Annotated in this window: 26 protein-coding genes; 18 read left to right on the top strand and 8 right to left on the bottom strand. The window is 62.9% G+C overall.

The annotated features are described in order from the left end of the window. Positions 1–30: 30 nt before the first annotated feature. The 3 genes from pdxS to MTX36_RS03830 are packed head-to-tail and all read left to right on the top strand — an operon-like array spanning position 31 to position 1,933. On the top strand, positions 31–939 hold the full coding sequence (gene pdxS / locus MTX36_RS03840) for a pyridoxal 5'-phosphate synthase lyase subunit PdxS (protein ID WP_308198184.1): 909 nt from the start codon (positions 31–33) through the stop codon (positions 937–939). 26 nt (positions 940–965) lie between these two features. Further along, positions 966–1,628, top strand: coding sequence for an AzlC family ABC transporter permease (locus tag MTX36_RS03835; protein WP_243618432.1), 663 nt, complete (start codon positions 966–968; stop codon positions 1,626–1,628). Then, positions 1,625–1,933: an AzlD domain-containing protein gene (locus tag MTX36_RS03830; protein ID WP_243618431.1), complete on the top strand. Its 309-nt coding sequence runs from the start codon at positions 1,625–1,627 to the stop codon at positions 1,931–1,933. Before MTX36_RS03835 ends, MTX36_RS03830 begins: the two co-directional genes overlap by 4 nt. A gap of 20 nt (positions 1,934–1,953) precedes the next feature. Here the strand turns inward: MTX36_RS03830 and MTX36_RS03825 are convergent, their stop codons facing one another. Next, positions 1,954–2,433: an SRPBCC family protein gene (locus tag MTX36_RS03825; protein ID WP_243618430.1), complete on the bottom strand. Its 480-nt coding sequence runs from the start codon at positions 2,431–2,433 to the stop codon at positions 1,954–1,956. A gap of 38 nt (positions 2,434–2,471) precedes the next feature. Between MTX36_RS03825 and MTX36_RS03820 the strand changes: the two genes are divergently transcribed. The 3 genes from MTX36_RS03820 (at position 2,472) to MTX36_RS30170 (ending at position 4,637) form a co-directional block, all read left to right on the top strand. Next, on the top strand, positions 2,472–3,227 hold the full coding sequence (locus MTX36_RS03820) for a methyltransferase domain-containing protein (RefSeq protein WP_243618429.1): 756 nt from the start codon (positions 2,472–2,474) through the stop codon (positions 3,225–3,227). A gap of 82 nt (positions 3,228–3,309) precedes the next feature. Further along, on the top strand, positions 3,310–3,681 hold the full coding sequence (locus MTX36_RS03815; RefSeq protein ID WP_243618637.1) for a BlaI/MecI/CopY family transcriptional regulator: 372 nt from the start codon (positions 3,310–3,312) through the stop codon (positions 3,679–3,681). Next, complete coding sequence (locus MTX36_RS30170) at positions 3,678–4,637, top strand: M56 family metallopeptidase (protein ID WP_243618428.1); 960 nt, start codon at positions 3,678–3,680, stop codon at positions 4,635–4,637. The genes MTX36_RS03815 and MTX36_RS30170 overlap by 4 nt, the downstream gene beginning before the upstream one ends. On the opposite strand, the gene MTX36_RS03805 is transcribed toward MTX36_RS30170, so the two are convergent. After that, positions 4,630–5,118 (bottom strand): hypothetical protein, encoded by a 489-nt coding sequence (locus MTX36_RS03805; RefSeq protein ID WP_243618427.1) that lies wholly within the window; start codon positions 5,116–5,118, stop codon positions 4,630–4,632. The genes MTX36_RS30170 and MTX36_RS03805 overlap by 8 nt on opposite strands. A gap of 118 nt (positions 5,119–5,236) precedes the next feature. Between MTX36_RS03805 and MTX36_RS03800 the strand changes: the two genes are divergently transcribed. The 4 genes from MTX36_RS03800 to MTX36_RS03785 all read left to right on the top strand — a co-directional run bounded on the left by MTX36_RS03800 (position 5,237) and on the right by MTX36_RS03785 (position 8,896). Further along, positions 5,237–5,947: a thioredoxin domain-containing protein gene (locus MTX36_RS03800; protein ID WP_243618426.1), complete on the top strand. Its 711-nt coding sequence runs from the start codon at positions 5,237–5,239 to the stop codon at positions 5,945–5,947. 6 nt (positions 5,948–5,953) lie between these two features. After that, entirely contained in the window at positions 5,954–6,826 is an 873-nt protein-coding gene (locus tag MTX36_RS03795; RefSeq protein ID WP_243618425.1) for a cytochrome c biogenesis CcdA family protein, read from the top strand. 125 nt (positions 6,827–6,951) lie between these two features. Beyond that, positions 6,952–8,493 carry an HNH endonuclease signature motif containing protein gene (locus MTX36_RS03790; protein WP_243618424.1) on the top strand — a complete coding sequence of 514 codons (1,542 nt, stop codon included), beginning with the start codon at positions 6,952–6,954 and terminating at the stop codon, positions 8,491–8,493. Positions 8,494–8,572: 79 nt separating this feature from the next. Then, positions 8,573–8,896 carry a hypothetical protein gene (locus MTX36_RS03785; RefSeq protein ID WP_243618423.1) on the top strand — a complete coding sequence of 108 codons (324 nt, stop codon included), beginning with the start codon at positions 8,573–8,575 and terminating at the stop codon, positions 8,894–8,896. A 76-nt stretch (positions 8,897–8,972) separates the two neighbouring features. On the opposite strand, the gene MTX36_RS03780 is transcribed toward MTX36_RS03785, so the two are convergent. From MTX36_RS03780 to MTX36_RS03770, 3 genes are read right to left on the bottom strand one after another with little or no spacing between them, the layout of a single operon-like run. Continuing rightward, complete coding sequence (locus MTX36_RS03780; RefSeq protein WP_279394166.1) at positions 8,973–9,665, bottom strand: TetR/AcrR family transcriptional regulator; 693 nt, start codon at positions 9,663–9,665, stop codon at positions 8,973–8,975. Beyond that, positions 9,665–10,483 carry a Fic family protein gene (locus MTX36_RS03775; RefSeq protein ID WP_243618421.1) on the bottom strand — a complete coding sequence of 273 codons (819 nt, stop codon included), beginning with the start codon at positions 10,481–10,483 and terminating at the stop codon, positions 9,665–9,667. The genes MTX36_RS03780 and MTX36_RS03775 overlap by 1 nt, the downstream gene beginning before the upstream one ends. After that, entirely contained in the window at positions 10,480–11,877 is a 1,398-nt protein-coding gene (locus MTX36_RS03770; RefSeq protein ID WP_243618420.1) for a putative nucleotidyltransferase substrate binding domain-containing protein, read from the bottom strand. Before MTX36_RS03770 ends, MTX36_RS03775 begins: the two co-directional genes overlap by 4 nt. A gap of 201 nt (positions 11,878–12,078) precedes the next feature. Here MTX36_RS03770 and MTX36_RS03765 point away from each other — a divergent pair, with 201 nt between their 5' ends. The 6 genes from MTX36_RS03765 to MTX36_RS03740 all read left to right on the top strand — a co-directional run bounded on the left by MTX36_RS03765 (position 12,079) and on the right by MTX36_RS03740 (position 19,722). Next, on the top strand, positions 12,079–13,602 hold the full coding sequence (locus tag MTX36_RS03765) for an amino acid permease (protein ID WP_243618419.1): 1,524 nt from the start codon (positions 12,079–12,081) through the stop codon (positions 13,600–13,602). Next, entirely contained in the window at positions 13,599–14,468 is an 870-nt protein-coding gene (locus MTX36_RS03760) for an urea amidolyase associated protein UAAP1 (protein ID WP_243618418.1), read from the top strand. The genes MTX36_RS03765 and MTX36_RS03760 overlap by 4 nt, the downstream gene beginning before the upstream one ends. Further along, positions 14,465–15,118 carry an urea amidolyase associated protein UAAP2 gene (locus MTX36_RS03755; RefSeq protein ID WP_243618417.1) on the top strand — a complete coding sequence of 218 codons (654 nt, stop codon included), beginning with the start codon at positions 14,465–14,467 and terminating at the stop codon, positions 15,116–15,118. The genes MTX36_RS03760 and MTX36_RS03755 overlap by 4 nt, the downstream gene beginning before the upstream one ends. Further along, on the top strand, positions 15,115–17,127 hold the full coding sequence (locus MTX36_RS03750; protein WP_243618416.1) for a 5-oxoprolinase/urea amidolyase family protein: 2,013 nt from the start codon (positions 15,115–15,117) through the stop codon (positions 17,125–17,127). Before MTX36_RS03755 ends, MTX36_RS03750 begins: the two co-directional genes overlap by 4 nt. After that, positions 17,124–18,800, top strand: a complete 1,677-nt coding sequence (atzF, locus tag MTX36_RS03745) for an allophanate hydrolase (protein WP_308198183.1) — start codon at positions 17,124–17,126, stop codon at positions 18,798–18,800. Before MTX36_RS03750 ends, atzF begins: the two co-directional genes overlap by 4 nt. Positions 18,801–18,900: 100 nt before the next feature. After that, positions 18,901–19,722 carry an acyl-CoA thioesterase II gene (locus tag MTX36_RS03740; RefSeq protein WP_243618415.1) on the top strand — a complete coding sequence of 274 codons (822 nt, stop codon included), beginning with the start codon at positions 18,901–18,903 and terminating at the stop codon, positions 19,720–19,722. Here the strand turns inward: MTX36_RS03740 and MTX36_RS03735 are convergent. Beyond that, on the bottom strand, positions 19,707–20,327 hold the full coding sequence (locus MTX36_RS03735; RefSeq protein WP_243618414.1) for a hypothetical protein: 621 nt from the start codon (positions 20,325–20,327) through the stop codon (positions 19,707–19,709). The genes MTX36_RS03740 and MTX36_RS03735 overlap by 16 nt on opposite strands. A gap of 87 nt (positions 20,328–20,414) precedes the next feature. On the opposite strand from MTX36_RS03735, the gene MTX36_RS03730 reads away from it, so the two are divergent. Continuing rightward, on the top strand, positions 20,415–21,269 hold the full coding sequence (locus MTX36_RS03730) for an acyl-CoA thioesterase II (protein ID WP_243618413.1): 855 nt from the start codon (positions 20,415–20,417) through the stop codon (positions 21,267–21,269). Beyond that, on the top strand, positions 21,266–21,871 hold the full coding sequence (gene pdxT / locus MTX36_RS03725; protein WP_243618412.1) for a pyridoxal 5'-phosphate synthase glutaminase subunit PdxT: 606 nt from the start codon (positions 21,266–21,268) through the stop codon (positions 21,869–21,871). The genes MTX36_RS03730 and pdxT overlap by 4 nt, the downstream gene beginning before the upstream one ends. Here pdxT and MTX36_RS03720 read toward each other — a convergent pair. Next, positions 21,868–22,824: a hypothetical protein gene (locus MTX36_RS03720; protein WP_243618411.1), complete on the bottom strand. Its 957-nt coding sequence runs from the start codon at positions 22,822–22,824 to the stop codon at positions 21,868–21,870. The genes pdxT and MTX36_RS03720 overlap by 4 nt on opposite strands. Next, entirely contained in the window at positions 22,821–23,177 is a 357-nt protein-coding gene (locus MTX36_RS03715) for a GntR family transcriptional regulator (protein ID WP_243618410.1), read from the bottom strand. Before MTX36_RS03715 ends, MTX36_RS03720 begins: the two co-directional genes overlap by 4 nt. Positions 23,178–23,303: the final 126 nt, after the last annotated feature.

The raw sequence follows: 23,303 nt of genomic DNA, 5'->3' as shown, positions 1-23,303 counted from the left end.
ATCATCACGCCACTACTGCAGGAGTTTGCTGTGAGCACCCCCAGTTCTGCCCCCGTAACTGCCGTCGGCACTGCGCGCGTCAAGCGCGGCATGGCTGAAATGCTCAAGGGCGGTGTGATCATGGACGTGGTCACCGCTGAGCAGGCCAAGATCGCCGAAGACGCCGGCGCCGTTGCCGTCATGGCACTCGAGCGGGTCCCCGCAGACATCCGTGCTCAGGGCGGCGTCTCGCGCATGAGTGACCCCGACATGATCGACAGCATCATTGCCACTGTCAGTATCCCGGTCATGGCCAAGGCACGTATCGGTCACTTCGTCGAAGCGCAGATCCTGCAGAGCCTCGGCGTCGACTACATTGACGAGTCCGAGGTTCTCACCCCGGCCGACTATGCCAACCACATCGACAAGTGGAAGTTCACCGCTCCCTTCGTTTGTGGCGCCACCAACTTGGGTGAAGCACTGCGTCGCATCAACGAAGGCGCGGCCATGATCCGCTCCAAGGGTGAGGCCGGCACCGGCGATGTCTCCAACGCCACCACTCACATGCGGACCATCCGCGGCGAGATCCGTCGTCTCACCTCGATGAGCGAAGACGAACTGTACGTTGCGGCAAAGGAACTGCAGGCTCCGTACGAGTTGGTCGTCGAGGTTGCCAAGGCCGGAAAGCTCCCCGTCACCATGTTCACCGCCGGTGGCATCGCCACCCCCGCCGACGCTGCGATGATGATGCAGCTCGGCGCCGAAGGCGTGTTCGTCGGTTCGGGAATCTTCAAGTCGGGTAACCCGCAGCAGCGTGCCGAGGCAATCGTCAAGGCCACCACGTTCTTCGACGACCCGGACGTGCTCGCCAAGGTTTCCCGTGGACTGGGCGAAGCTATGGTCGGCATCAACGTCGAGGAACTGCCGGTTGGTCACCGTCTCGCTGAGCGCGGTTGGTGATTTTCCCGAGGCGGTAATCTGTCTCGGTGCCTGATCGTCAATCCCTAGCTGCTCTACTCCCGTTGGGGTTGGCGATGGCATTGGTCGGTGCGTCGTTCGGAGCGGTTGCGGTAGCAGCGGGCGTGTCGCTGCCGCAGGTTCTCGTTCTCTCCGCGGTCGTCTACGCGGGCGGAGCTCAGTTTCTGGTAGTGGCGGCGGTGGTTGCAGGTGCAGCCCCCGCCGCCGTTGTCTTCGGTGGACTACTTCTCAACGCCCGCCACTTGCCGTACGGGCTGGTGCTCGCCGACGTTCTGCGAGGCAGTTGGCCTTCGCGTATTTTCGGCGCTCACCTGATGACCGATGAGGCCACCGCCTTCACTACAGCAGAACTTGCTTCTCATGGTGATGTTGCCCGCGCACGGAAAACGTTCTTCGCGGCTGGGATCACGCTGTTCCTGGCCTGGAATGTCGGCACCGCGATCGGTGCAGTGGGTGGGAATTTTCTGGGTGATCCCAACGCGCTCGGTATCGATGCGGCATTTCCCGCAGCGCTCCTCGCGCTCACTGCAGGGGCGTGGCGCACTCGGGTGGATCGCCGAGTTGCTTTGCTGGGGGCGGTAATTGCGGTGGTGCTCACGCCTGTACTGCCAGCCGGACTCGGCGTCGTCGCCGGATTGCTGGGCCTGATCGCAGCGGGACGAAACCGATGAGTTGGTGGACTATCGGCCTGATTGCGTTGGGCACGTTCGGGTTTCGTGTCACCGGTCCGTTGTTGCGTGAGCGGATACATCTCAGTCCCCGGTCCGTGCGAATGCTCGGATTGGGCGCCACAGCCTTGCTGGTCTCGTTGGCCGCAACTCAGACGGTGTACTCCGGCGACGGGTTTGCCGGGTGGGCACGGGTGCTCGGCGTCGCGGTGGCGGGTGTGTTGATCTGGCGGCGTGCACCTTTCGTGGTGGTTGTCGTGGGTGCGGCAGCATCGACAGCCTTGCTACGTCTGGCGGGAATGGACTGAAGTCGAGGGTGTTCGCTACGTTAGCTTTCGAGTGCAGCCAGCACTTCGGGATTCGAGCATCCTTTCGCGAATCCGCTGATACGCCTTTCGATATCGCGGCCGAGAACGTGCAGTCCAATCCGTTCGGCGATCGGAGCAAGCCACGCCGGTCGGCAGGTAAAGCTGTAACGCCACGTCGCGACAGTTCTGTTGCTATCGCCGTCCACTGGTACGAAGCGCCATCCGGCAGCTAGATTCTCGAGAAACCAGGGTCCTTCGATCATCTTCATCCCGACATTGGTCGGAGGATTGTAAGAGACGTATTGGCTGATCATTTTCAGATGCCAATGGTGATGGGTGAGCGTCCGAACACTACGCGCGGGTTCGTCGGCTCCGTCCAGAAACTTCTGCGATGCGATGAACGGATCCCACAGCAATCGAGTCGTGCCTGTGGTTTGAGAGACAGCGAAGGCGATGTGGGTGCTTACCGGGATCTCGACACTCGACTCGATGACTGGCATGAACTCATGCTGCCATGAGTGAGGCTAGTCTCGCTGCTGTGAGCGCTCGAGAGAAACCTATGATCAATTCCGGAATCGGCGACATGCTTGTCACCTCCAGATCCTTCGTCGAGTATGTCGCGATGTTCGCCATCTCCGATGCCGATCTTGCTGGAAAAATTCTGGATTGCCCGGCAGGTGCCGCGTCGTTCAGTGCCGTTGCCAGAGAGCGTGGAACTGCCGTGACGGCCTGCGATGTGGCATATGACGATATGGCCGGAACCGTGGCGAATGCGCGAGCCGAGGCCGTTCGCGGGAACGAGTACGTCCGAGCGCATCCCGAACAATTCGCCGGCCAATTCTTTACCGATGCCGATCATCATTTGAGTCATCGCCTGGAGGCGTCTGATGACTTCGTCAGGGATGTGGCGGAGAATCCTGACTCGTATGTCGTTGCAGCACTTCCTGATCTGCCTTTCGGCGACTGTTCTTTCGATCTGGTCCTGTCGTCGCACCTCCTGTTCACCTACGGCGATCGGTTCGATCAAGCGACTCACCTGCAGTTCCTTCGTGAGCTGCTCCGCGTGGCGCGGAAAGAGTTACGGATCTTTCCCTTGGTCTCCCATGTAACGCACCAGCGGTACGAGCATCTTGATGCGCTCCGGAGGGCGCTGCATGCCGACGGTGTCGAAACCGAGATCGTCGCTGTGGATTACGACTTCGAGAGGGATGCTCACGAGATGCTCGTCTGCATCCGTCGAAGCGTTATCTCGGATCTGCCGAGTGGTACGTCCTGTCGCGAAGTCACCGGCTAAGGGGTGGCCGATCGGGTTGGGCAACTGGCGGCCGATCAATTCCCGCTAGCATTGCTCCGATAGGGAACTCGAGACGGAAATGGTGCCAGCTGTGATCGGATTGGGTGAACTCGAGGCATCAGTCATGGAGGTGATGTGGGGCGCGGACGTGGCACTCCGAGTCCGAGACGTGATGGACCGACTCACGCCGCCTCGTCCACTCGCATACACCACCGTGATGACGGTTCTGGATAATTTGCACTCCAAACAAATGGTTACCCGGGAGCGGAACGGACGTGCATACCGCTACCGCGCCAGTAGGTCACGGGAGGAGCAGGCCGTAGAATTGCTCCGCGAAGTGCTGCGCTCCAGTGGTAATGCGGAACAGGTCATGCTGCATTTCGCCAGTTCGGCGAACGATGAAGAATCCAAGATTCTTCGCCGCGCGGCGCGCAGAACGTCGAAGCACAAGTGATTCTCGCTGCAAGCCTGTGCGCGGCTGCTCTCATCATCGGCGTCACGGCACCGCGCTATCTCCGGCCGTTGCTGTCGCCGACCCGTAACCCGAGCCTCGCACTATCAGCTTGGACGATTTCACTGATTCTTTTTGTGCTTACGCTGCTAGCGACCCCGGTCGCGTTGGTAACCCGGCCGGGACAGTACATGCCGCGCCTGCGATCGCTTGTCCTGACCTGTGCCGAGTCGCTGCAGAACGATGATCAACTAGCGTGGGTGCCCTTCGCTCAACTGACCCTCGTCTCAGCGGCGATCGCGCTTGTACTTCGGATCGGATTCGTTGGGTTCACGTTGATCGCACGCCACCGACAGCACACTGCTCAGCACCTGGCGATGCTGAAATTGTTGTGCCATAAGGCGTCTCGCGATGGTGTATCGGAGACGCTGTGGCTGAAGAGTGACCGTCCGGCGGCATACAGTATCGCAACCGGGCGGGGCGTTATCGTCGCGACCGACGGGTTGTCTGCCCTTACGCCGCAACAACAGCGGGCAGTGCTTGGGCACGAGCGCGCGCATCTGCGTGGCAGACACCATCAGTTGGTGTTGTTTGCCGAGATTCTCAGTGCAGCACTACCGTTTGTTCCGTTGTGTCGACAAGCGCCGGCATGGCTTCGTGTTCTTACAGAACTGGCGGCAGATCGCTGTGCCGCCCGTGAATTCGGGACCGAGGCAGTTCGATCTGCGCTGGTGCGGTCCTCCGGTCGGCGCGTCGATCGTGGGAATGATCCGCTGGGCAAAACACTCCGGTCGCCGACGGCAGTGTCGGATCGGATTCATTGGCTCGACGCGATGCCGGAGCGAGGACAGATTTCGTCTGCCGTCGACTATTCGGTGGGCGCACTGTTGTCGGTAGTGCCGTTGTTCCTTGTCATCGCAGCGGGTTTCGGCTCGGTCGCTATTTTCTGTCTTACCTGACGGCGGCCAGGTCGGTTGTGCACGTGTCGTCAGAGCAATCGCGTCGGCGCCACCGATAGGTTACGGCCATGGTGAGTAGGGCAAGCGAAACCACTGCGAGTATCGGCTGAATCGGCGCCCAGATCCCGAGTGCCCCCGAGACTCCGAGCGCCGCGACGACGAGTTTGTTGCAGACCGGGCAGCCGACTGCGAACACGGCGAGCGCAACCCCGGCGTACGTCTTGGTTGGGCGTTCTTCACTGCGTGGTGGCGCTTGGATTCCGAACCAGGCAGCGGTAAGCAGCACCGTCGCACCGAAGACCGGGTACTCCCACCAGCGAACAGGGACCTCCCGGCTAAACAGGGCGGTATCGACGATATCAGTGGGAACTCCGACGATCAGTGCCGTCACTGCTCCCGCTACAGCGGCGCGCAGCCAATGAGGTCGGGTACGGAATTTTCGTTCGGTAACGGTGTTCTGCGGGGAATCTGCGGCGGGCATGGAGTCCTCTCCGGTTGCGATGGCGTAGTCGCCAACTACTAAGTAGCTTAGTAGTTGTACTACTATCCTTGATAGTAGTTAAGCGTGCGTACAAGCCAGTCGGGTCGAGAGGTCATCAGTGGGAGCAACACGCAAGAAGCCTGGAATCCGTCGAGAATTCTGGTTGATCGGAATCCTGGCGGTGGTGGCTGTCGTGCTCGGCACGGTCCTCGTGATCGGCAACAACGGTGAAGAAAAATCAGGCGCATTAACACCGCCGGCTGTGGCCATGGTGGGTCCCGCCGGGGATCACTCACGACGTATCAGCGGTGACCCTCTGGCAATCGGCTCCGTGGATGCCCCGGTGGTGCTGGTGGAGTATTCCGACTATCGATGCCCATTCTGCGCCAAGTTCAGTCGTGACACCGAACCTGCGCTGATCGAGAAGTACGTCAACGATGGCGTATTGCGAATGGAATGGCGCGACCTGCCGATCTTCGGTGAACAATCAACTGCCGCAGCGCGGGCCGGTCGGGCCGCAGCCGCGCAGGGCAAGTTCTGGGAGTACAACTCGGCCCTGTATTCGCAGGCTCCCGACCGAGGGCACCCCGACCTCACTGCGGCAACACTCAATGACATTGCCGCCAAGGCCGGTGTGCCCGATCTCCAGCAATTCGAAGCTGATGCAGCAAGTTCGAAATTTGACGAATCAATTTCGCAAGACATGTACGAAGCCAGGACGATCGGCATTTCGAGCACTCCGTCGTTTATCGTCAACGGCACTCCCGTCCTCGGAGCGCAGCCTCTGACGACCTTCGAACAGGTAATTGATCGGGCTGCGGGACTCTAGCGGCGAATGACGAATATCGGATTGGTCGGAGCCTTCTTCGGCGGCTTGCTTTCGCTGGTCAGTCCCTGCTCGGCGCTGTTGCTGCCGTCATTCTTTGCCTACGCGTTCGACGGAATCGGACGCCTCGCGATGAGGACCGCTCTCTTCTACGTCGGTCTGGCCACCGTCCTCATGCCGCTCGGTGCGGGACTCGGCATGATGGGGTCCGTCCTTGTCGAGCACCGCACGCTCATAACCCTGATCAGCGGCGGCGTTTTGATCGTCCTCGGTGTTCTGGCAGTTTTGGGAAAAGGCTTTGCCTTCGCGCCGGCCCAACGAGCGTCGCAATCGATCACGGTCTCGGGTTCAGTGTCGGTCTTTGCACTCGGCGCGGTGTACGGGTTTGCGGGATTCTGCTCAGGCCCGTTGCTTGGCAGTGTTCTTACTGTCGCAGTCTCCGGTGGATCGGCGGGGTATGGCGCGGTTCTGATGGCGCTGTATGCCTTGGGAATGGCGATGCCGTTGTTCCTGCTTGCCCTTGTCTGGGACCGATTCGATCTCGGTCGGCGAAGCTGGCTTCGAGGGCGAGCGATAAAGCTCGGTCCGATCACCACTCATACAACGTCGCTGATCTCGGGCTTGCTGTTCATTGTTATCGGAATGCTGTTTCTGCTCACAGACGGAACCGCGAATCTCGGTGCACTGATGGGTGTCGACGACCAGTTCTCGCTGCAGGTCACCGCCGGCAATGTGGCAGAGAAATTTTCCGATCTCGGTGTTCTGCTGGCGGTAGTGCTGGTAGCCCTCGTGGTGCTGACGGTTCGACTCTTCCGGCGGATGCGGGCAGAAGCGGCTGATTTGGCGGCTGATGCCACCGAGTCAAACGGATCTGATGTGTAGCTTCCAGTCCTGGGAATTTGACCGAAAAATATAGCAGCCCTGGATGTTCCACCAATACTCGGACTTTTCCGACTGATTTGCCCGTGACCGTTGTCTTCGAACATAGTTTCGAATACGGTGGAGGGATGTTGGAGTCGGGGGTGGGAAATTGCGGTCCGTCAGCGCAGCTGACCGGTGCCGAATCCCATTGCGCCCTCATCGATCTCATCTCTGAACTGCATTCGTGTGAAGCTCGGTTGGTGGAGCGAAAACTTGCTGCGATTGCCGAGTTCTTCACCCGCCGTAGCGCCGAGCACACCGCCACCGGAACGTGGTCGTCGACGGCGCACGAGTTGGCGGAATCGGAAATCGGAGCGGTACTCACGATGGGCCGCTCAGCGGCCGGGAAACTCATCGGACTGGGCTTTGCGTTGAAGACCCGTTTGCACCGCACGCGGGCGGCGATGGCGCGCGGGGACCTGGATGTGTATCGGGTGGGGTTGATCGACTCCGCGACCGCGAACGTCTCGGATGAGTTGATCGATGAGGTGGAACGCCTTGTCCTGGAACAAGTCTTGGCTCCGGCAGTCGAGGGTGGGACAGGGTTGACGGGTCGCCGGTTGACGGGCGCGATCGATCGGATTGTGGCGCGGGTGGATCCGGAGGGGATGCGGGAGCGCCGACGGCGTGCGTTGGCGGACCGGTTCATCGGGGTCAGTGCCATGGAGGACGGGATGGCCCGGATCGTGGGCAGTATCCCGGCGGAGCAGGCTCGGGCGTTCGACGGTCGGTTGCGGGAGTTGGCGTGCTCGGTGTGCCGGGATGATTCGCGGACGTATGAGCAGCGGCGGGCGGATGCGTTGAGTGCGTTGATGGATGGTTCGGCGGTGTTGCCGTGTGACTGCGGGCGGGTGGATTGTCCGCAGGACCGGAGTGGGTTGACGGTGGTGCGTCGGCCGTTGGTGGTTGTGGTGATGACGGAGTCGACGTTCAACAACAGCACCGATGGTGGTTCCGAGCCGGCGCATCTCGACGGGTACGGGGTGATCAGTGCCGATCATGGACGGGAGCTCGTGAAGGGTGCGATCGTCAAGGAAGTGCGGGTGCCGGCCGAGGAATCCGCGGCGGCGTTGGTCTACCGCCCCGGTGCGGCAGTGGATGCGTGGGTGCGGGCGTTGGCGGGGAGTTGTCAGTGGTTGCACTGTGATGTTCCGGCGTGGAATTGCGATCTCGATCATCTGGTGCCGTTCGATCACACCGATCCCGGCAATGGTGGGAAGACGACCGCGTCGAATCTGTCGGCGTATTGCCGTAATCATCATCGGCTCAAGCATTCCGGACGTTGGGTGCATACCCCGAACCCGGATCGGACGGTCAGCTTGGTTTCTCCGACGGGGCATTGTTACCGGACTCGGGCGGCGGGATTGCTGGCGGGATCAACTGAACCGATCCCACCGGAGGGTGGGCCGCGGCGGCGGACCAAACTCGAGAACAAGGCTGCCCGGGTTGGGGGTGAACGCAGACGGCAGCATGCTCGGATCCGGGTGCAGATTGAGAAACGGATAGCGCGGGAGCGGAACCACAAACTGCAGAAGCTGCTCCGAATCCAGGCAACAGCCTCGGGACGTAAGTACGTGGTTCGTCCACGGAAGCCGGTGGACTACGGGGATGATCCACCACCGTTTTGACGCTATTTTTTCGGGTGCGAGGCGCTGCGGTCGAGATAATTCGGGAGGCCAGTGTGTGCTCTTGTGACAGGCTCGGATGATGAATACCGAGGATCGCGACGAGTTGGCGGGTGACAGCCGTCCGACTGCACATGATGGGCCCTTCAGCTTGAATGTTGACGGGGAGATCTTCTCTGTGACGCTCCGTCGAGACGAACCGGGCGCATGTGATTACGACTGGGAATCCGGACCGAACAAAGGGTACGGATTTTCGAGCTCGCGGCACGTGGCCTATGGCAGCGTTCTAGACCTAGCGAACTCACCATCCGCTGCACTCGAGACGCCCACGATTGCCGAGCATCGCGAGTCGATCCGCGATTTCCTTCTCCAGATCAACCCCGAAACTGGATACATCGGAGACTAGCGATGGTTCGTCATGCCTGAATTGCCAGCCGTGTCGCACCCAACCACCGCCGTCAGCGATCAGTTGGATATCCAACTCACATTCCTTGGTATCCCTCGTAGTCAGCGATAAATCTCGTTGTGCGAGAAGCAAGCTCAGCGATAGATCCCGTCCACCCGAGGACCCTCATTGCCGCGTCTGCGATGATGTCGGGAGATGGTGGGGTGCCGGCGCTTTCCGCCTCGACGTCCGACCGTGTGTTGATCACGGTCTCGACGAGACGGAACGGCAACTGAGCGATACGGAGATCGGCATCGCGGAGCGGATCGATCTGGATCAGCGTGTCTCGGGCGAACTCTGTGTAGAGGTCCATGAGTGTGCCTCGTTGGGCGCGGAACGGCTCGAATCTCTCGGACCGCAACTCCGGAAGAAGATAGAGGGCGCCGAGGTTCCATCGCGAGGTCGCGAGTTGATGGGCGTCGAACCATGTCAGGGCGTACATACGCACTGTGGCAGGTTCCTCCCTCTCGGACAGTTGCTGTGCGAATGCGACGGGGGAGGTGACCGTCTCTACCAGCAGTGCCGCCAGCAGGTCTTCCTTGTTCGCGAAGTGGTGATAGAGAGATGCCTGCCTGATGCCCACCGCATCGGCGATCATCCGCGTCGATGTGGTGGTGAAACCGCCGGTTGTGAATAGCTCGGCCGCCGCATCCAGGATCTCGTCGCGCGCAGTTGCTCCGGGACGCTTGCGTGTCGACAGCCTGGGTCGACCGGCTCCGGTAGTGGTCATCACACCATCCTTCCATCGCAACGGTCTATGAGCGCGCGTCGCAGCAGTGGGATCAGTGGGCGAGGCGACGGTGCGCCGGTGCGGCGGAATGGAGCCGAGTCACGTGAGCTGGCAACCCATTCCGCAGCATTGATGCTCGACAGGTCCAGGAGGAATCCGGTCGATCCGGTGAGCTGGTGCAGCAGCAGGGTGCCGGTGCGGCCGTTGCCTTCACGAAAGGGATGTGCATGGTTGTAGGTGACGTAGACGGTTGCCAGTGCGTAGGCCAGGCGGCCACGGTCGACGCGATACCAATTTGTCGCGGCAACCGCGATCTCGACCTCACGCAGGTAACGGTGGATCATCCCGATCGGCGCGAAGGTGTCGCCGTTCTTGGTGATATCGACGATGCGTTGTTGCCCCGCCCAGCCGAATACGTCACCGAACACGTGTCGGTGGAGCGCGAAGATATGGTCGGCGTCCACCAAACGTGGAGACGGTGCCGGCCGAAGGTGGGCTTGTAGCAGCCGGGCAGCGGTCACGGCAAACTCGACGTCCCGCAATTGGGCAGAGTCCCGGAATCCGAAGTTGTTGCGCAGCACAGTGGTTCCCGTGACCAGGTATGGGCGGGGTAGCGCCATTCGACGTCGCCGGTGTGGGACCGTCCGTGCGGCGGCGTCTCGGCGGTGACGTTCGATGTGGTCCGCGAGGGTGAGCGTGCCGACGGCCAGCAATTCCAGATCAGCGAGGTCGTTGTCGCCGGGTTGCCAGCCCTCGAGCCTTTCGGCGGCCACGGTCTGCTTGACTGCGTGCCGCTGAACCTCGGTCAGCTCCGTCATGTCGGAGGCCCGGCGTAGGCGAGTTTGCGCTGCACCCCGGCTATCTCGCGAACCGCACTCGCGAGCAGGCTCCGATGCAGCGGTGTCAGGGAGTCCAACTGGGCGACGTCGGTCGGGGTTTCGCCGCGGTCAATCTGCTCGCACTGGTGCCGCAACCGGATCTGGGCCAGCGCGTCGAACGACTCCGCGAGTACTGCTGCGTCGTCGTCCGGCAATGCCCCGGCGCCTGCTGCAATTCGCAACCGAACTGCGGTGGACGGGTCGGTGCAGCCGGCCGCAAGCCCGGCCCATCGCGCGATGTTCACGATCGGCATGACGCCCTGCGCTTTGATGTCGACAGTATTGGCTCGGCGGGTGAGTCGTTCGCGAAGCGAGTGCATCCGGGCCTTGCCTTCGACGGCCTCCTTCAGCAGCAGTCGCAGTGGTTCCGGACTCAGCCGCTCGAAGACGGCGGGGGAGAGGGCGAGCCGGTTGTCGCCGAACGCGACGCGGCTGTCGGCGAGCAGCGACACCATGACCACGCCCTGATCGGAGTACGGATCAGCGAGCCAGCCGCCGAGCCCACGCAGCCACTCGGATTCGGAACGCGCGAACCGTGGGCTCGACGTCACCGCCCCGTTGGCGTCTGACGGGAGCCCGCAGCGTTCCAACAGTTCGTGCACCTGATTCCCGTACTCGAGTTCGCGGGCCTGCCGTTCCGGATCGTCGTCTGCCCAGATCAAGGCGCTGTCGACGTCGGAGCTGGGCATGGCCTCGCGGCGGGCGATACTGCCGAGGGAGAGCCAAGTGGAACCAGATTCGGGACGAGAGTCGGCGAGTAGGTAGGCGGCGCGGGTGATTGCGGCGTCCATGATCACCGACGTGATGGCGCTGACGTCGAGCGCTGCCACTCGCGCTCGCCACAGCCCGACCACGAACTTCGGTATCCGCGCGGTCGCAGCCACCAACTCGTCGGCATCAGCCGCTCGGGAAATGCTGCCTCGCAGCAGGAATCCGCTCCGCGTGGCGGTGGCAAACAGGTCGGCGTCCTCGACCACGCCGAGAACGTCGCCCCGCTCGGACAAGACTGGTAGATGCCGCACACCGCGTTCGAGCATGTCGAGCAGCACGTCCGCGCCCAGGCGGTCGGTAGTCGCCGTGTGCACGGGGGTGGTCATCACCGCGGCGATGGGAGTTGTCGTACTAAGTCCGGCAGCGACGACCCGCCGGCGCAGGTCCCCGTCCGTGAAGATGCCGAGCCGGCCGTCGCCGAGTGGAACGAGTACGTAGCGCCGGCCGGCGGATGTCATGGCGCGGGCGGCGTCGGCGGCAGTTGTCTGGGGCGTGCAGGTCAGTGCCGGCCCGCGCAACAGCTCACCGACCGGGCGCATGGATGGATCGCGGACGACGTTCATGTCCCCTATCTAAGGCTGTGCTGCGACGCCCTGCGTCACCGACTGCCGGTGTGAGGGTTCGGAAACTTCTCGTTAACGGAAGTCATGGACTCGCAACGTAATTGCTACACGGGGAAACGTGCGGGACACCGCGTGGGAACGAAGGGACGGAAAACTATCAACTGACAGAAATACCGCCCACCGTCCCTCTCAGGAGAACCTATGACGATCGCGGCACCTAAGCCCAGCGACGACAACGACCTCGCCGAGTTCGGCTACGAGCAGCAACTGCATCGCTCGCTCGGCAAGTTTGCCTCGTTCGCCGCAGGCTTCTCGTTCGTCTCCATCCTCACCACGATCTTCCAGCTGTTCGGGCTCGGATTCGGCTTCGCAGGACCAGCATTCTTCTGGACCTGGCCCTGCGTGTTCCTCGGCCAGTTCATGGTTGCGCTGTGCTTTGCCGAACTTGCTGCGCGGTACCCGATTTCGGGGGCGATCTACCAGTGGGCGCGGCGGATGGGCGGCGAGATCATCGGCTGGTTCGCCGGCTGGTTCATGATCATCGCGCAGATCGTCACTGCTTCGGCCGCGGCCATCGCGCTGCAGGTGGTGCTGCCGAACGTGTGGAGCGGATTCCAGATCGTCGGCGAGGACAGCTCACTCACCTCGTCCAGTGGTGCGACCAACGCGGTGCTGCTCGGCTCAGTGCTGTTGGTGCTTACGACGGCGATCAACTGCGTTGGTGTCAACTGGATGTCGCGCATCAACAACATCGGCGTGACCTGCGAGATCATCGGCGTCATCGCGGTGGTCGGCATGTTCTTCACCCATGCTCAGCGCGGTCCGCAGGTTGTGTTCGATACGGGCGCCGCCGGCACCGAGCCGGGCTACATCTGGGCTTGGATCGTCTCCGGTTTGATGGCCGCGTACGTCATGGTCGGCTTCGGCTCGGCGGGTGAGCTCGCTGAGGAGACCCACAATCCGCGCCGCGTCGCGCCGCGGACCATCCGCCTGGCTCTGTCCGTCTCCGCTCTCGGCGGTGGCCTGATGATCGTCGGCGCACTGATGGCCGCGCCCAGCCTGACCGACGGCCGACTTGCCAGCGAAGGTTTGCCGTACGTGCTCGGCGCGATCCTGAGCTCTCCGTGGGGAACCCTGCTGCTGATCGACGTGGCGATCGCGGTCTTTGTGTGCACCCTGGCGATCCAGACCGCGGCATCCCGGCTGATGTTCTCGATGGCCCGCGACGGCCGTCTGCCCGCATCGAAGACACTCGCGAAAGTCAACGCCCGCACCGGAACTCCGATCGCTCCATCGGTACTGATCGGGATCGCCTGCATCCTGGTACTCGCCGTGAACGTCGGAAACTCGGCAATCTTCACCACCCTGTCGAGCGTCTGCATCGTACTCATCTATCTGGCGTACCTCATGGTTACAGTTCCGCTGCTGCGTCGCCGTTTGCAGGGCTGGCCGTACGGCGACGTGCAGTACGACTCCGAGGGTCGCAAGCTGTTCTCGCTGGGCGTCTTCGGTATCCCCATCAACATTGCCGCAGTGCTCTACGGCGCAGCGATGGTGATCAACCTGTCCTGGCCGCGCGCCGAAATCTTTAATCCCTCCGGCGATATGCCCATCCTGCAATGGGCCGCCCCGATCACCGTTATTGCCGTCGTCTTGGTGGGCAGTTTCTGCTACCCACGCGGCAAAACCGTTCCGAACCCTGTCACGATTGGAGCCACGAAGTGACCACCAGCAGTACCCATACCGACACAACGGCGGCCGCTCGCGACCATGCCCGCTCGCAGGCCGGCGCGATCACGGACTCGATGCCTGTCCTACCGGCCTCCGCCTGGCCAACACCTCCCGCCGGTATTGACGCCGACCGGCTGACCTGGGCGGAGACCGTGCCCGGCGGTCGATATACCTCGAAGGTGTTGGCCCGTGGCACTCGAATCCGGTTGCGCGACATCGATGGCAGCGCTTGCGCCAACCTGTTGGTCTACCGGGCCGACGCCCCACACGAGCGACTCAATATCGCCGACACGGTCAAGGTGCCGTGGCAGGCGTATCTGAGCGTCGGCCATCCGCTGCTCTCCGACCAGGGTCGAGTTCTGGCTACCGTCATTGCCGACACCTCCGGTCACCACGACGCGTTCTGTGGAACTACGTCATTGGCCACGAACACTGCGAAGTACGGCGAGGGATCCGCGCACTCGAGCGCACCCGCCGGCCGAGAACTTCTGAAGCTGGCGGGAGCCAAGCACGGCCTGACTGCCCGCGACCTTCCGCCCGTGCTCACCTTGTTCCACGGAGTGCGGGTCGACCCTGACGGTGCGCTTGTCAGCACCGGAAATGCCGGCGCCGGCCGGGAACTGGAACTGTTGATTCACCTGCCGGTGATCGTGCTGATCGCGAACACCGCCCATCCTCTCGACCCGGCATCCACGTTCAGCACGACGGCACTCGAAGTTCTGGCCTGGGCTGCGCCCGCAGACCTCGAATCCTTGCCGAATAACGACCCCGAGTACCTCCGGGCGGTTCTCAACACCGAAGACGCCTGGAACGCCGCCACGCCCGTCAATGAAACCCAGCTCGGAAGGGACGTCAAATGACCACCGCTGTAGACACTCCCGCCCTTGTCCCCGGAACCGTGATCCTCGACGAGACTGTCGGCGCCCGCGGGCCCTGGTCCACGATCGTGCGGGCCGGAGACATCCTGACCATCGTGGACCTGCACGGCAATCAGGCCGTCGACTCCCTCTTCTATGCTGCTGACGATCACGGCCTCCGATACTCGGCAGCGGCCACCGTTGCGGCACAGCGCAATCTGTTTCTGACGACAGGGTCCGTGCTTCGGGCCGACGACGGCACGGCGCTGATGACTCTGGTCGCCGACGAGGTGGGCAACCACGACACCGTCGGCGGCGCCTGTTCCCAGGAGTCGAACACCCTGCGCTACGGCCACCACACCAAGCACCAACACGCCTGCGTCGAGAACTTTCTGATCGAGGGCGCCAAGTGGGGACTCGGCAAACGGGACCTGGTCTCGAATATCAACTTCTTCATGAATGTTCCCGTCGACGCGGACGGCACCCTCGGCATCGTCGACGGACTGTCCGCACCCGGTAAGCGACTGGCCCTCCGTGCCGAGATCGACACGCTGGTCCTGGTATCGAACTGCCCCCAGATCAACAACCCCTGCAACGGTTTCGACCCCACTCCGGTGCGAATGATCGTCACCCGGCCCGAGGAGCAGCGATGACCGAGATCACCGTGCAACGTCCGGGCATGTTGAGCACAGTCCAGGACTGGCCCGGTCGTGTCGGCTACTGGCAGATCGGTGTGCCCCCGTCGGGGCCGATGGACGACCTGTCCTTCCGACTGGGCAACGTTGCACTCGGCAATGAGGAGGGGGCGGCTGGACTCGAATGCACGATGGCCGGTCCCGCATTGCGCTTCGCCGAGGCAACGGAAGTCTGCGTCACCGGTGCACCCGCCACCGTCCTGGTGGACGGTGTTCCGGTGCGGACTTGGGCGCCGGTGCAGATTCCGGCCGGCGGCGTTCTCGATGTCGGGGCAGCCTCCGGACCGGGACTGCGGATCTACGTGCTGGTGCGCGGCGGCATCGACGTGCCGGATTATCTGGGCAGCGGGGCGACGTTCACCCTCGGCAAGTTCGGCGGTCTCGAGGGCCGGACACTACGCGAGGGGGATGTGTTGCACTGCGGCGCGGGCCCTTCCAATCCTGATGACGCCCAGCCGGTTCCGATGGAGCACGTGCCTGCGATCGGTGGCCGCTGGGAGATCGCTGTCACCGAGGGGCCCCACGGTGCGCCGGAGTTCTTCACCCGCCAGGACATCGACACTCTGTACGCCACGGACTACGAGGTGCACTTCAACTCCGACCGCACCGGGGTCCGGTTGATCGGTCCGCAGCCGGACTGGGCGCGCGGTGACGGCGGCGAGGCAGGCCTGCACCCCTCCAACATTCACGACAACGCCTACTCGGTGGGTGCGCTCGATTTCACCGGTGACACTCCGATCCTGCTCGGACCCGACGGACCGAGCCTCGGAGGATTTGTCTGCCCCGTCACGGTTGTATCGGCGGAACGGTGGAAGCTCGGGCAACTGAGCCCCGGCGACACCATCCGGTTCGTACCGATCCGGGCTGAGCGGGCCGCGTCGAAGCGTCAACTGGGTCTGCGTCGTCGCGCAAGTCAGCCGGCGGTATTCGGTGCCGGCGGCGACGGAGATGACGGCGTGATCGCCCGGCGCGACGGTGCAACCGCGGTGACCTACCGCCGCTCCGGTGACGACAACGTGCTCGTCGAATACGGGGACATGACGCTCGACCTCGCGCTTCGGGCGCGGGCGCACGCTTTGCATCAGCGTTTGGAGGCCGAAAAGCCGGCCGGACTGCTCGATCTCACGCCGGGCATCCGGTCGCTTCAGGTGCGCGTCGACCCGGACGTGCTGCCCGTGTCGAAGCTGATGGGCTTGCTCGCCGAGGCCGAAGAACAGATCCCGGACTCATCCGAACTCGTCGTGCCCAGCCGGTCAGTGCGGATGCCCCTGTCCTGGGACGACCCGTCGACGAGGGAAGCAATCAAGCGGTACATGCACGGCGTGCGCGCCGATGCGCCGTGGTGCCCCTGGAACATCGAATTCATCCGGCGGATGAACGGACTGGACTCGGTTGCCGATGTCTTCGACACGGTTTTCGACGCCGAATATCTTGTGCTCGGGCTCGGCGATGTCTATCTCGGTGCGCCGGTCGCTACGCCGCTCGATCCGCGGCATCGACTGGTCACGACAAAATACAACCCGGCACGCACCTGGACGCCGGAGAACGCAGTCGGAATCGGCGGCGCGTACCTGTGCATTTACGGCATGGAGGGGCCTGGCGGTTACCAGTTCGTGGGACGCACCACGCAGGTCTGGAACCACCGGTATCCCGAGAAGTCCGGTCCGTTCGAGCACGACACACCGTGGCTGCTGCGTTTCTTCGATCGGATTTCATGGTATCCCGTCGAACCGGACGAGCTGCTCGAACTGCGCGCCGAGACTGCGGCCGGTGGGCCTGGCGGCGTGCAGATTACGGATGGCACCTTCTCTCTCGCCGAGCATGAGCAGTTTCTCGCCGATAATGCGGATTCCATCGCCGGATTTCGGGCCGGCCAGGCTGTTGCATTCGACGCTGAACGCGACGCTTGGTCCGCTGCGGGTGAATTTGCCCGCACCACAACAACAGTCAAGGAGGTGGCCGCGTGAGCGCGACGAAGCGGGTATCGGCTGCGTATCGGGCCATCGAGGACGTGAACCGGCCGGAGATCTGGATACATCTGCGCCCAGAGGCCGACGCGTTGGCTGAGGCCGCAGATATCGACGCATCCGCAGCGCATTTGCCACTGCGAGGGATGGTGCTCGCGGTCAAGGACAACGTCGACGTGGCCGGCCTTCCGACAACCGCCGGGTGTCCCGAATATGCCTACACGCCAACAGGTGACGCCGCCGCAGTAGCGGCACTGAGGGCGGCCGGTGCCGTCGTACTGGGCAAGACCAACCTCGACCAGTTCGCGACCGGGCTCGTCGGCACGCGCAGTCCTTACGGGGCCGTTCGCGATGCTCGTCGGCCGGAATACATCTCGGGAGGCTCGAGTTCGGGATCCGCGGTGGCCGTGGCGCTCGGACTGGTCGACCTCGCGATCGGTACCGACACCGCCGGCTCCGGCCGCGTCCCGGCCGGCCTGCAAGGCATCGTCGGTATCAAGCCGACCTTCGGGGCCGTCTCGACAGAGGGAGTGGTGCCGGCGTGCCGGTCCTACGACTGCGTGAGTATCTTCGCTGCAGACCTGGCCGGTGCAGAGTCCGCGATGGCGGTTATGGCAACGGGTGCGCCGGACCGCGCTTGGCCGAGCGATGTTCGTTTGTCTGCGCCGCCGCGGCCGCGAGTAGCAGTACCGTGCGAGTTGCCCGGTCTCGACTCGCAGTGGTCGGCGGCGTTCGGTGTCGCCGTCGAACAGCTACGCGCAGCGGGTGCCGAGATTGTGGAGGTGGATCTCACGCTCTTCCTCGATGCCGCGAAGCTCCTCTACGACGGTGCTCTGGTTTCCGAAAGATATGCGGCGGTAGGCGAATTCGTCGACGCACACCCTGACGGTGTGGACCCGACGGTGTGTTCGATCGTCGCGCCGGCCGGCAACATACCTGCTCATCGTCTACTCGAAGACCGGGAACTGTTGGCGCAGTTGCGGAATCGAGCCATGAAGAACCTCGACGGAATCGATGCGCTGATGGTGCCGACGGCACCGGAGCACCCGACGATCGCCGAGGTCGCGGCTGATCCGATCGGGGTGAACTCCCGGATGGGGACGTACACCAACTTCTGCAATCTGTTCGACCTCTCGGCGGTTGCGGTACCGGCTGGAATGGCAGGCGAGGCGCAGTTCGGCGTGACGGTGCTGGCGCGCGCGTTCGAGGACGCCGTTGCCGCGGATATTGCGGCAATGGTGACGGGAGAGTCGGCCGGCGGATGGACCAGCACACCGGGAGAGGCCGTCGAACTGGCAGTATTCGGCGCTCACCTGCGTGGTCAACCGCTCGAGCATCAGTTGACGACGCTCGGTGCCCGGTGGCTCGGGCCGGTAGCCACTTCTCCCCGCTACCGGCTCAGTGCGCTGGACACGACCCCGCCCAAGCCCGGCCTTGTCCGAGTCGCCGAGGGCGGGGTGTCGATAGTCGGTGAGCGTTGGAGACTGGCCCCCGCAGCACTGGGCAAGTTCCTGGCCTTACTTCCGACGCCGATGATGCTCGGCGCTGTGGGGTTCGACGACGGGAGTTGGGGGACCGGGTTCGGGTGCGACCTGGAAGCCGCGGCGAGTGGCAAGGACATCAGTGAGTACGGGGGATGGAAGGCGGCATTGGAGGCAGGAGCGCTGGGCTGAGTAGTTTTTTGCGTCGGTATCCGGTTTCACATGACCGCCGACGATCAGGCATTGTGTGAGGGTCGGAATTGGTCGGCTCACCTCAAGGTTTGGAGCATCGATGGCGAAGATCGAAGAAATCCTGGAACTGGAACGCCTCGAGCGCGATATCTTCCGAGGAATCACCGCTGAGACGACGTTGCCCAAAACTTTCGGCGGCCAGGTTGCCGGCCAGGCCTTGGTGTCCGCGGTTCGCACCGTCGACCCCGCGTTCTCGGTCCATTCCTTACACGGCTACTTCCTGCGTCCGGGAAACACCTTGAAACCCACGGTCTTCCTGGTCGATCGGGTTCGTGACGGTCGATCCTTCGCTACTCGGTTGGTGACGGGGATCCAGGACGGCCAGGCGATTTTCACGATGTCGGCGTCGTTCCACGTCCAGGACGAGGGTATCGAGCACCAGGACGAGATGCCTCCCGTTCCGGACCCGGAGTCGCTGCCGCTTGCCCGCGATTCAGAGGACTGGGAGACCGCCTGGCTGGCGCGGGAGTGGGCGGACTGGGATCTTCGTCTGGTCCCGAAAGCCGATATCAGTAAGCGCCCAGGTTCAGTTGCCCAACAACAGGTGTGGTTCCGATCCCGTGAGGCACTGCCGGACGATCCGGTTTTTCATGTGTGCACCCTCGCGTACATGAGCGATATGACGTTGCTCGGCTCTTCCCGTACGCCGCACCCGGATGTAGCGATGCAGTCTGCGTCGCTCGATCACGCGATGTGGTTTCTGCGTCCGTTCCGCGCCGACGAATGGCTGCTCTACGACCAGACGTCGCCGTCGGCCGGTTTCGGTCGGGCTCTCACTCAAGGGCGGATTTTTGATCAGCGTGGAAACATGGTGGCAGCGGTAGTCCAGGAAGGATTGACGCGGAACTACCGGCCCAAGTGAGCGCGTACGGCCGGCCGAGCGGGATGGTCGTAACGCACTTCCAGATCAACAGGCTCGGTCACGGCGCTATGATGCTCGAGAAGTGCGTCGATCGTCCACACGGCCGCCGACGGAGTGTGTCGTCGTAGCGCGGCTTCGCTCATGTCCAACCGAACCGTGATGGCGAAGTCGAGTCCGCGTCCGAGCAGCATCGGACCGGCAACGATGAGGACATGGCGTTCGTGAACCGTCTCACGTGTTGACCGCGCTGATCGATCAGTAGTTTCGTCCCAGAGCTTGGGGAGCCAGGTCTGTCGATCCCGGGAGGACGTGATGACTTCCCGGTCGAGGGCCTCGTAGTCGAACCACATGGTCCGGTAGCTCAGGGTGTCTTCGTGCCCGAACTCGAACCGCAGCGATGCCGGACGTACGTAGTCGTGAAGTGAGACAACATTACTCGGGCGATCAAGTGCTTCAACGGCAGAGCCGATCAACCGGGCGAGTTCGACAGGTCGAGCACAATCCGCGCCGTCGACGGCCACCACCGTCACCGACGGACGTGACTGACACAGCGCCGCGACCTGTCCGGCGAGAGCCTGTGGCGTGGAAGGTATGAAGATACTCACGCCACCATGGTGCCGTGTCGACCCGTCGAGGCGATAATGTGAACCAGTTCGGCCGGCGTTGTCGGCATCTACATCGCCGGAGGACACATGGTTGGTATCGAAGAGATCCTCGCTCTCGAAACGCTCGAGAAGGACATCTTCCGCGGGGCAGTTCATCCCACCGGGTTGCCGCGCACGTTCGGCGGACAAGTGGCCGGCCAGTCGCTGGTGTCAGCGGTCAGCACCGTGGACGAGAGCTACCGCGTCCATTCACTACACGGTTATTTTCTGCGGCCCGGAAATCCGAAGATCCCGACGGTGTACCTGGTGGATCGGATCCGTGACGGCCGCTCGTTCTGCACTCGCCGAGTGAACGCCGTGCAGGACGGTAAAACGATCTTCACGATGTCGGCATCGTTCCACATCGAAGACGAGGGCATCGAACATCAGGACCAGATGCCAACCGTGCCGGCGCCGGAGGATCTGCCTGATGCATTGACGATTCCGGAACTTGCGAAGCTGCCGTACTACCAGGAGTGGAAGAACTGGGATGTGCGGATCGTGCCGGCCGACGACGCGACGGCGTCGCCCGATCTTGCAGCACAGCAGCGAGTCTGGATGCGGTACCGGGACACCCTGCCGGATCGTCCGCTCCTGCATATTTGCACGTTGGCGTACCTCAGTGACATGACTTTGCTGGGCACATCCAAGGTTCCGCACAAGGATGTTCAGACGCAGAACGCGTCGCTCGACCACGCGATGTGGTTTCTGCGTCCGTTCCGGGCGGACGAATGGTTGCTCTACGACCAGACTTCGCCGTCGGCCGGTTTCGGCCGGGCACTGACGCAGGGGCGCATCTTCGACCGTGCGGGCAATATGGTGGCAGCGGTTGTGCAAGAAGGGTTGACGCGGATCGAGCGTGAGCCTGCGAAACGTGAGAACAAGACAGGAACTTCGGCATGACTCGTCCGTTGATCGGTGTGCTGGCGCTTCAAGGTGACGTCCGAGAGCACCTTGCTGCTCTGACGGATTCCGGGGCCGACGCGATCGGTGTCCGCCGTCCCGAAGAGCTCGACAAGGTTGACGGAATCGTCATTCCCGGTGGGGAATCGACGACGATGAGCCGACTGCTTCAGGTTTTCGAGTTGTTGGATCCGCTCCGTGAACGGCTTCGCGGCGGTCTGCCGGCTTATGGTTCGTGCGCGGGAATGATTCTGCTGGCCAGTGAGGTGCTCGACACCCGGCCCGACGCCGAGAGTCTCGGTGCTATCGATATGACGGTGCGCCGCAATGCGTTCGGTCGTCAGGTCGATTCCTTCGAGTCCGATCTGGAGTTCGAGGGAATCATCGGTGATCCGATCCGCGCCGTGTTCATTCGCGCGCCGTGGGTCGAGCGGGTGGGACCAGGCGTCGAGGTGCTGGCGCAGGTACCGGCGGCAGCGGGCGAAGCAGCGGGTCGCATCGTGGCGGTGCGGCAGGGTTCCGTGATCGCGACGTCCTTCCACCCCGAGGTCACCGGAGACCGCCGCGTTCACGAACTTTTTGTCGACCTGGTGCGGGGTTAGATCTCCCGAGAGCTTTTCGCTTGAACCAATGAATTGATCAGGCGGACTCCGTCTTCTGGTTGGTCGACCGTGACTGCGAAGAGGCGACCGGTATCGAGCGTCAGTACGATGGCTTCGCCGGATCGCAGAGTGATCGCAGTTCCGCGAGGAGTGAGGCGGTAGCCCCAACCGCCCCATTCCATCGGCCGGATGTTGTCGACGGATGCCGATTTCACCCGGGTGATGGCGATCTTCTTCCATCGGATGCCCCACGAACTGATACTCATGCCCGTGTTGTCGACTCGTACGGTGACGGATGCGAAAGCCGTGATGAGGACAGTCGAAGCGAGCAGGATCAGCGCAACCCACCAGTCGGAGTAGGTGGCAGTTCCGACGGTAAGCGCCGTCAGGCCGACGGCGAGAATCCACGGCCAGATGCTGTGCGCGCGACCGATCCACACGGCACGTTCAGTGGCGGAGAGCGGCGTGGCCAACGTCGGGGTGGGTAGTGAGGACATCGCACCTGATCCAGACTGGGACGTCAGCGCCCACGCGGCGATTCCCGTCAGTGCCGCTGCGATCGGTGCGATGATCCACCAGCCGATCCGGGCTTCTTCGGGCGATCCGGCATCCAGCGTAAGGGCAACACTGAGGATCCAGATTGTCGCGAAAGTGGCGCTGGTTGTCGCTGTGACAGAGAGCAGCAGCGGCGAATTCTCGCCCCCGCGAACTGCAGTGACAGCGGCAACCACCGAGGCGATCAGGGACAATGCCAGCGTCCACGCGAAAAATGTTGTGGTCGTGCTGAACCCGTCCGGAGTTGAGCCGGACCAGTGACTGGCGACGGTGTGTGGGAGTTCATTTCCCCAGACCAAGCGCGCAATGATCAGGGCGGCCGTCGGAATGAATGTCAACGAGGCTGCGATCCAGAGTCGGGAGGCTGCGGCCCCCAGCCGGATCTTGCTGGTGCTCACGAGTTGCTGGTCTCCTTGATGAGGTTGAGCATCTGGGCGGTATCGAGCCCCAGATTGCGGGCTAGCTTGACAAACTCACGGGCAGATTCGTTGAGAGCTGCTGCACCGGAATCAAATTCGGCGCGGATGACCGCACCTCGGCCGCGCCGGAGGTCGATGAGGCCTTCGTCGCGAAGCGCGGCGTATGCACGCAGCACCGTATGCAGGTTTACGTCGACGGACTCGGCGAGAGCCCGGGCCGACGGCAGTCGATCACCAGGACCGATCTCGCCGCGGATGACGGAACCACGGACGCCCGCTGCAATTTGATCCGCGAGGGGAGTGGTGGACGCGTGGTCTATCCGAACCAACATGTTTGCATTCTATGCAAACAATCTCGTGTTTGGCGAATTCATCTGCGGGGGATGCAGCATGTGGCGACGTGGGGCGGGTAACATCGGCAGAGCTGAAACCGCGCATTCGGCGTGCGCAACACAGCA

Source organism: Rhodococcus sp. ARC_M6 (genome assembly GCF_022810305.1).
Lineage (GTDB): Bacteria > Actinomycetota > Actinomycetes > Mycobacteriales > Mycobacteriaceae > Rhodococcus_F.
This window is presented reverse-complemented; position numbering and strand designations above follow the sequence as displayed.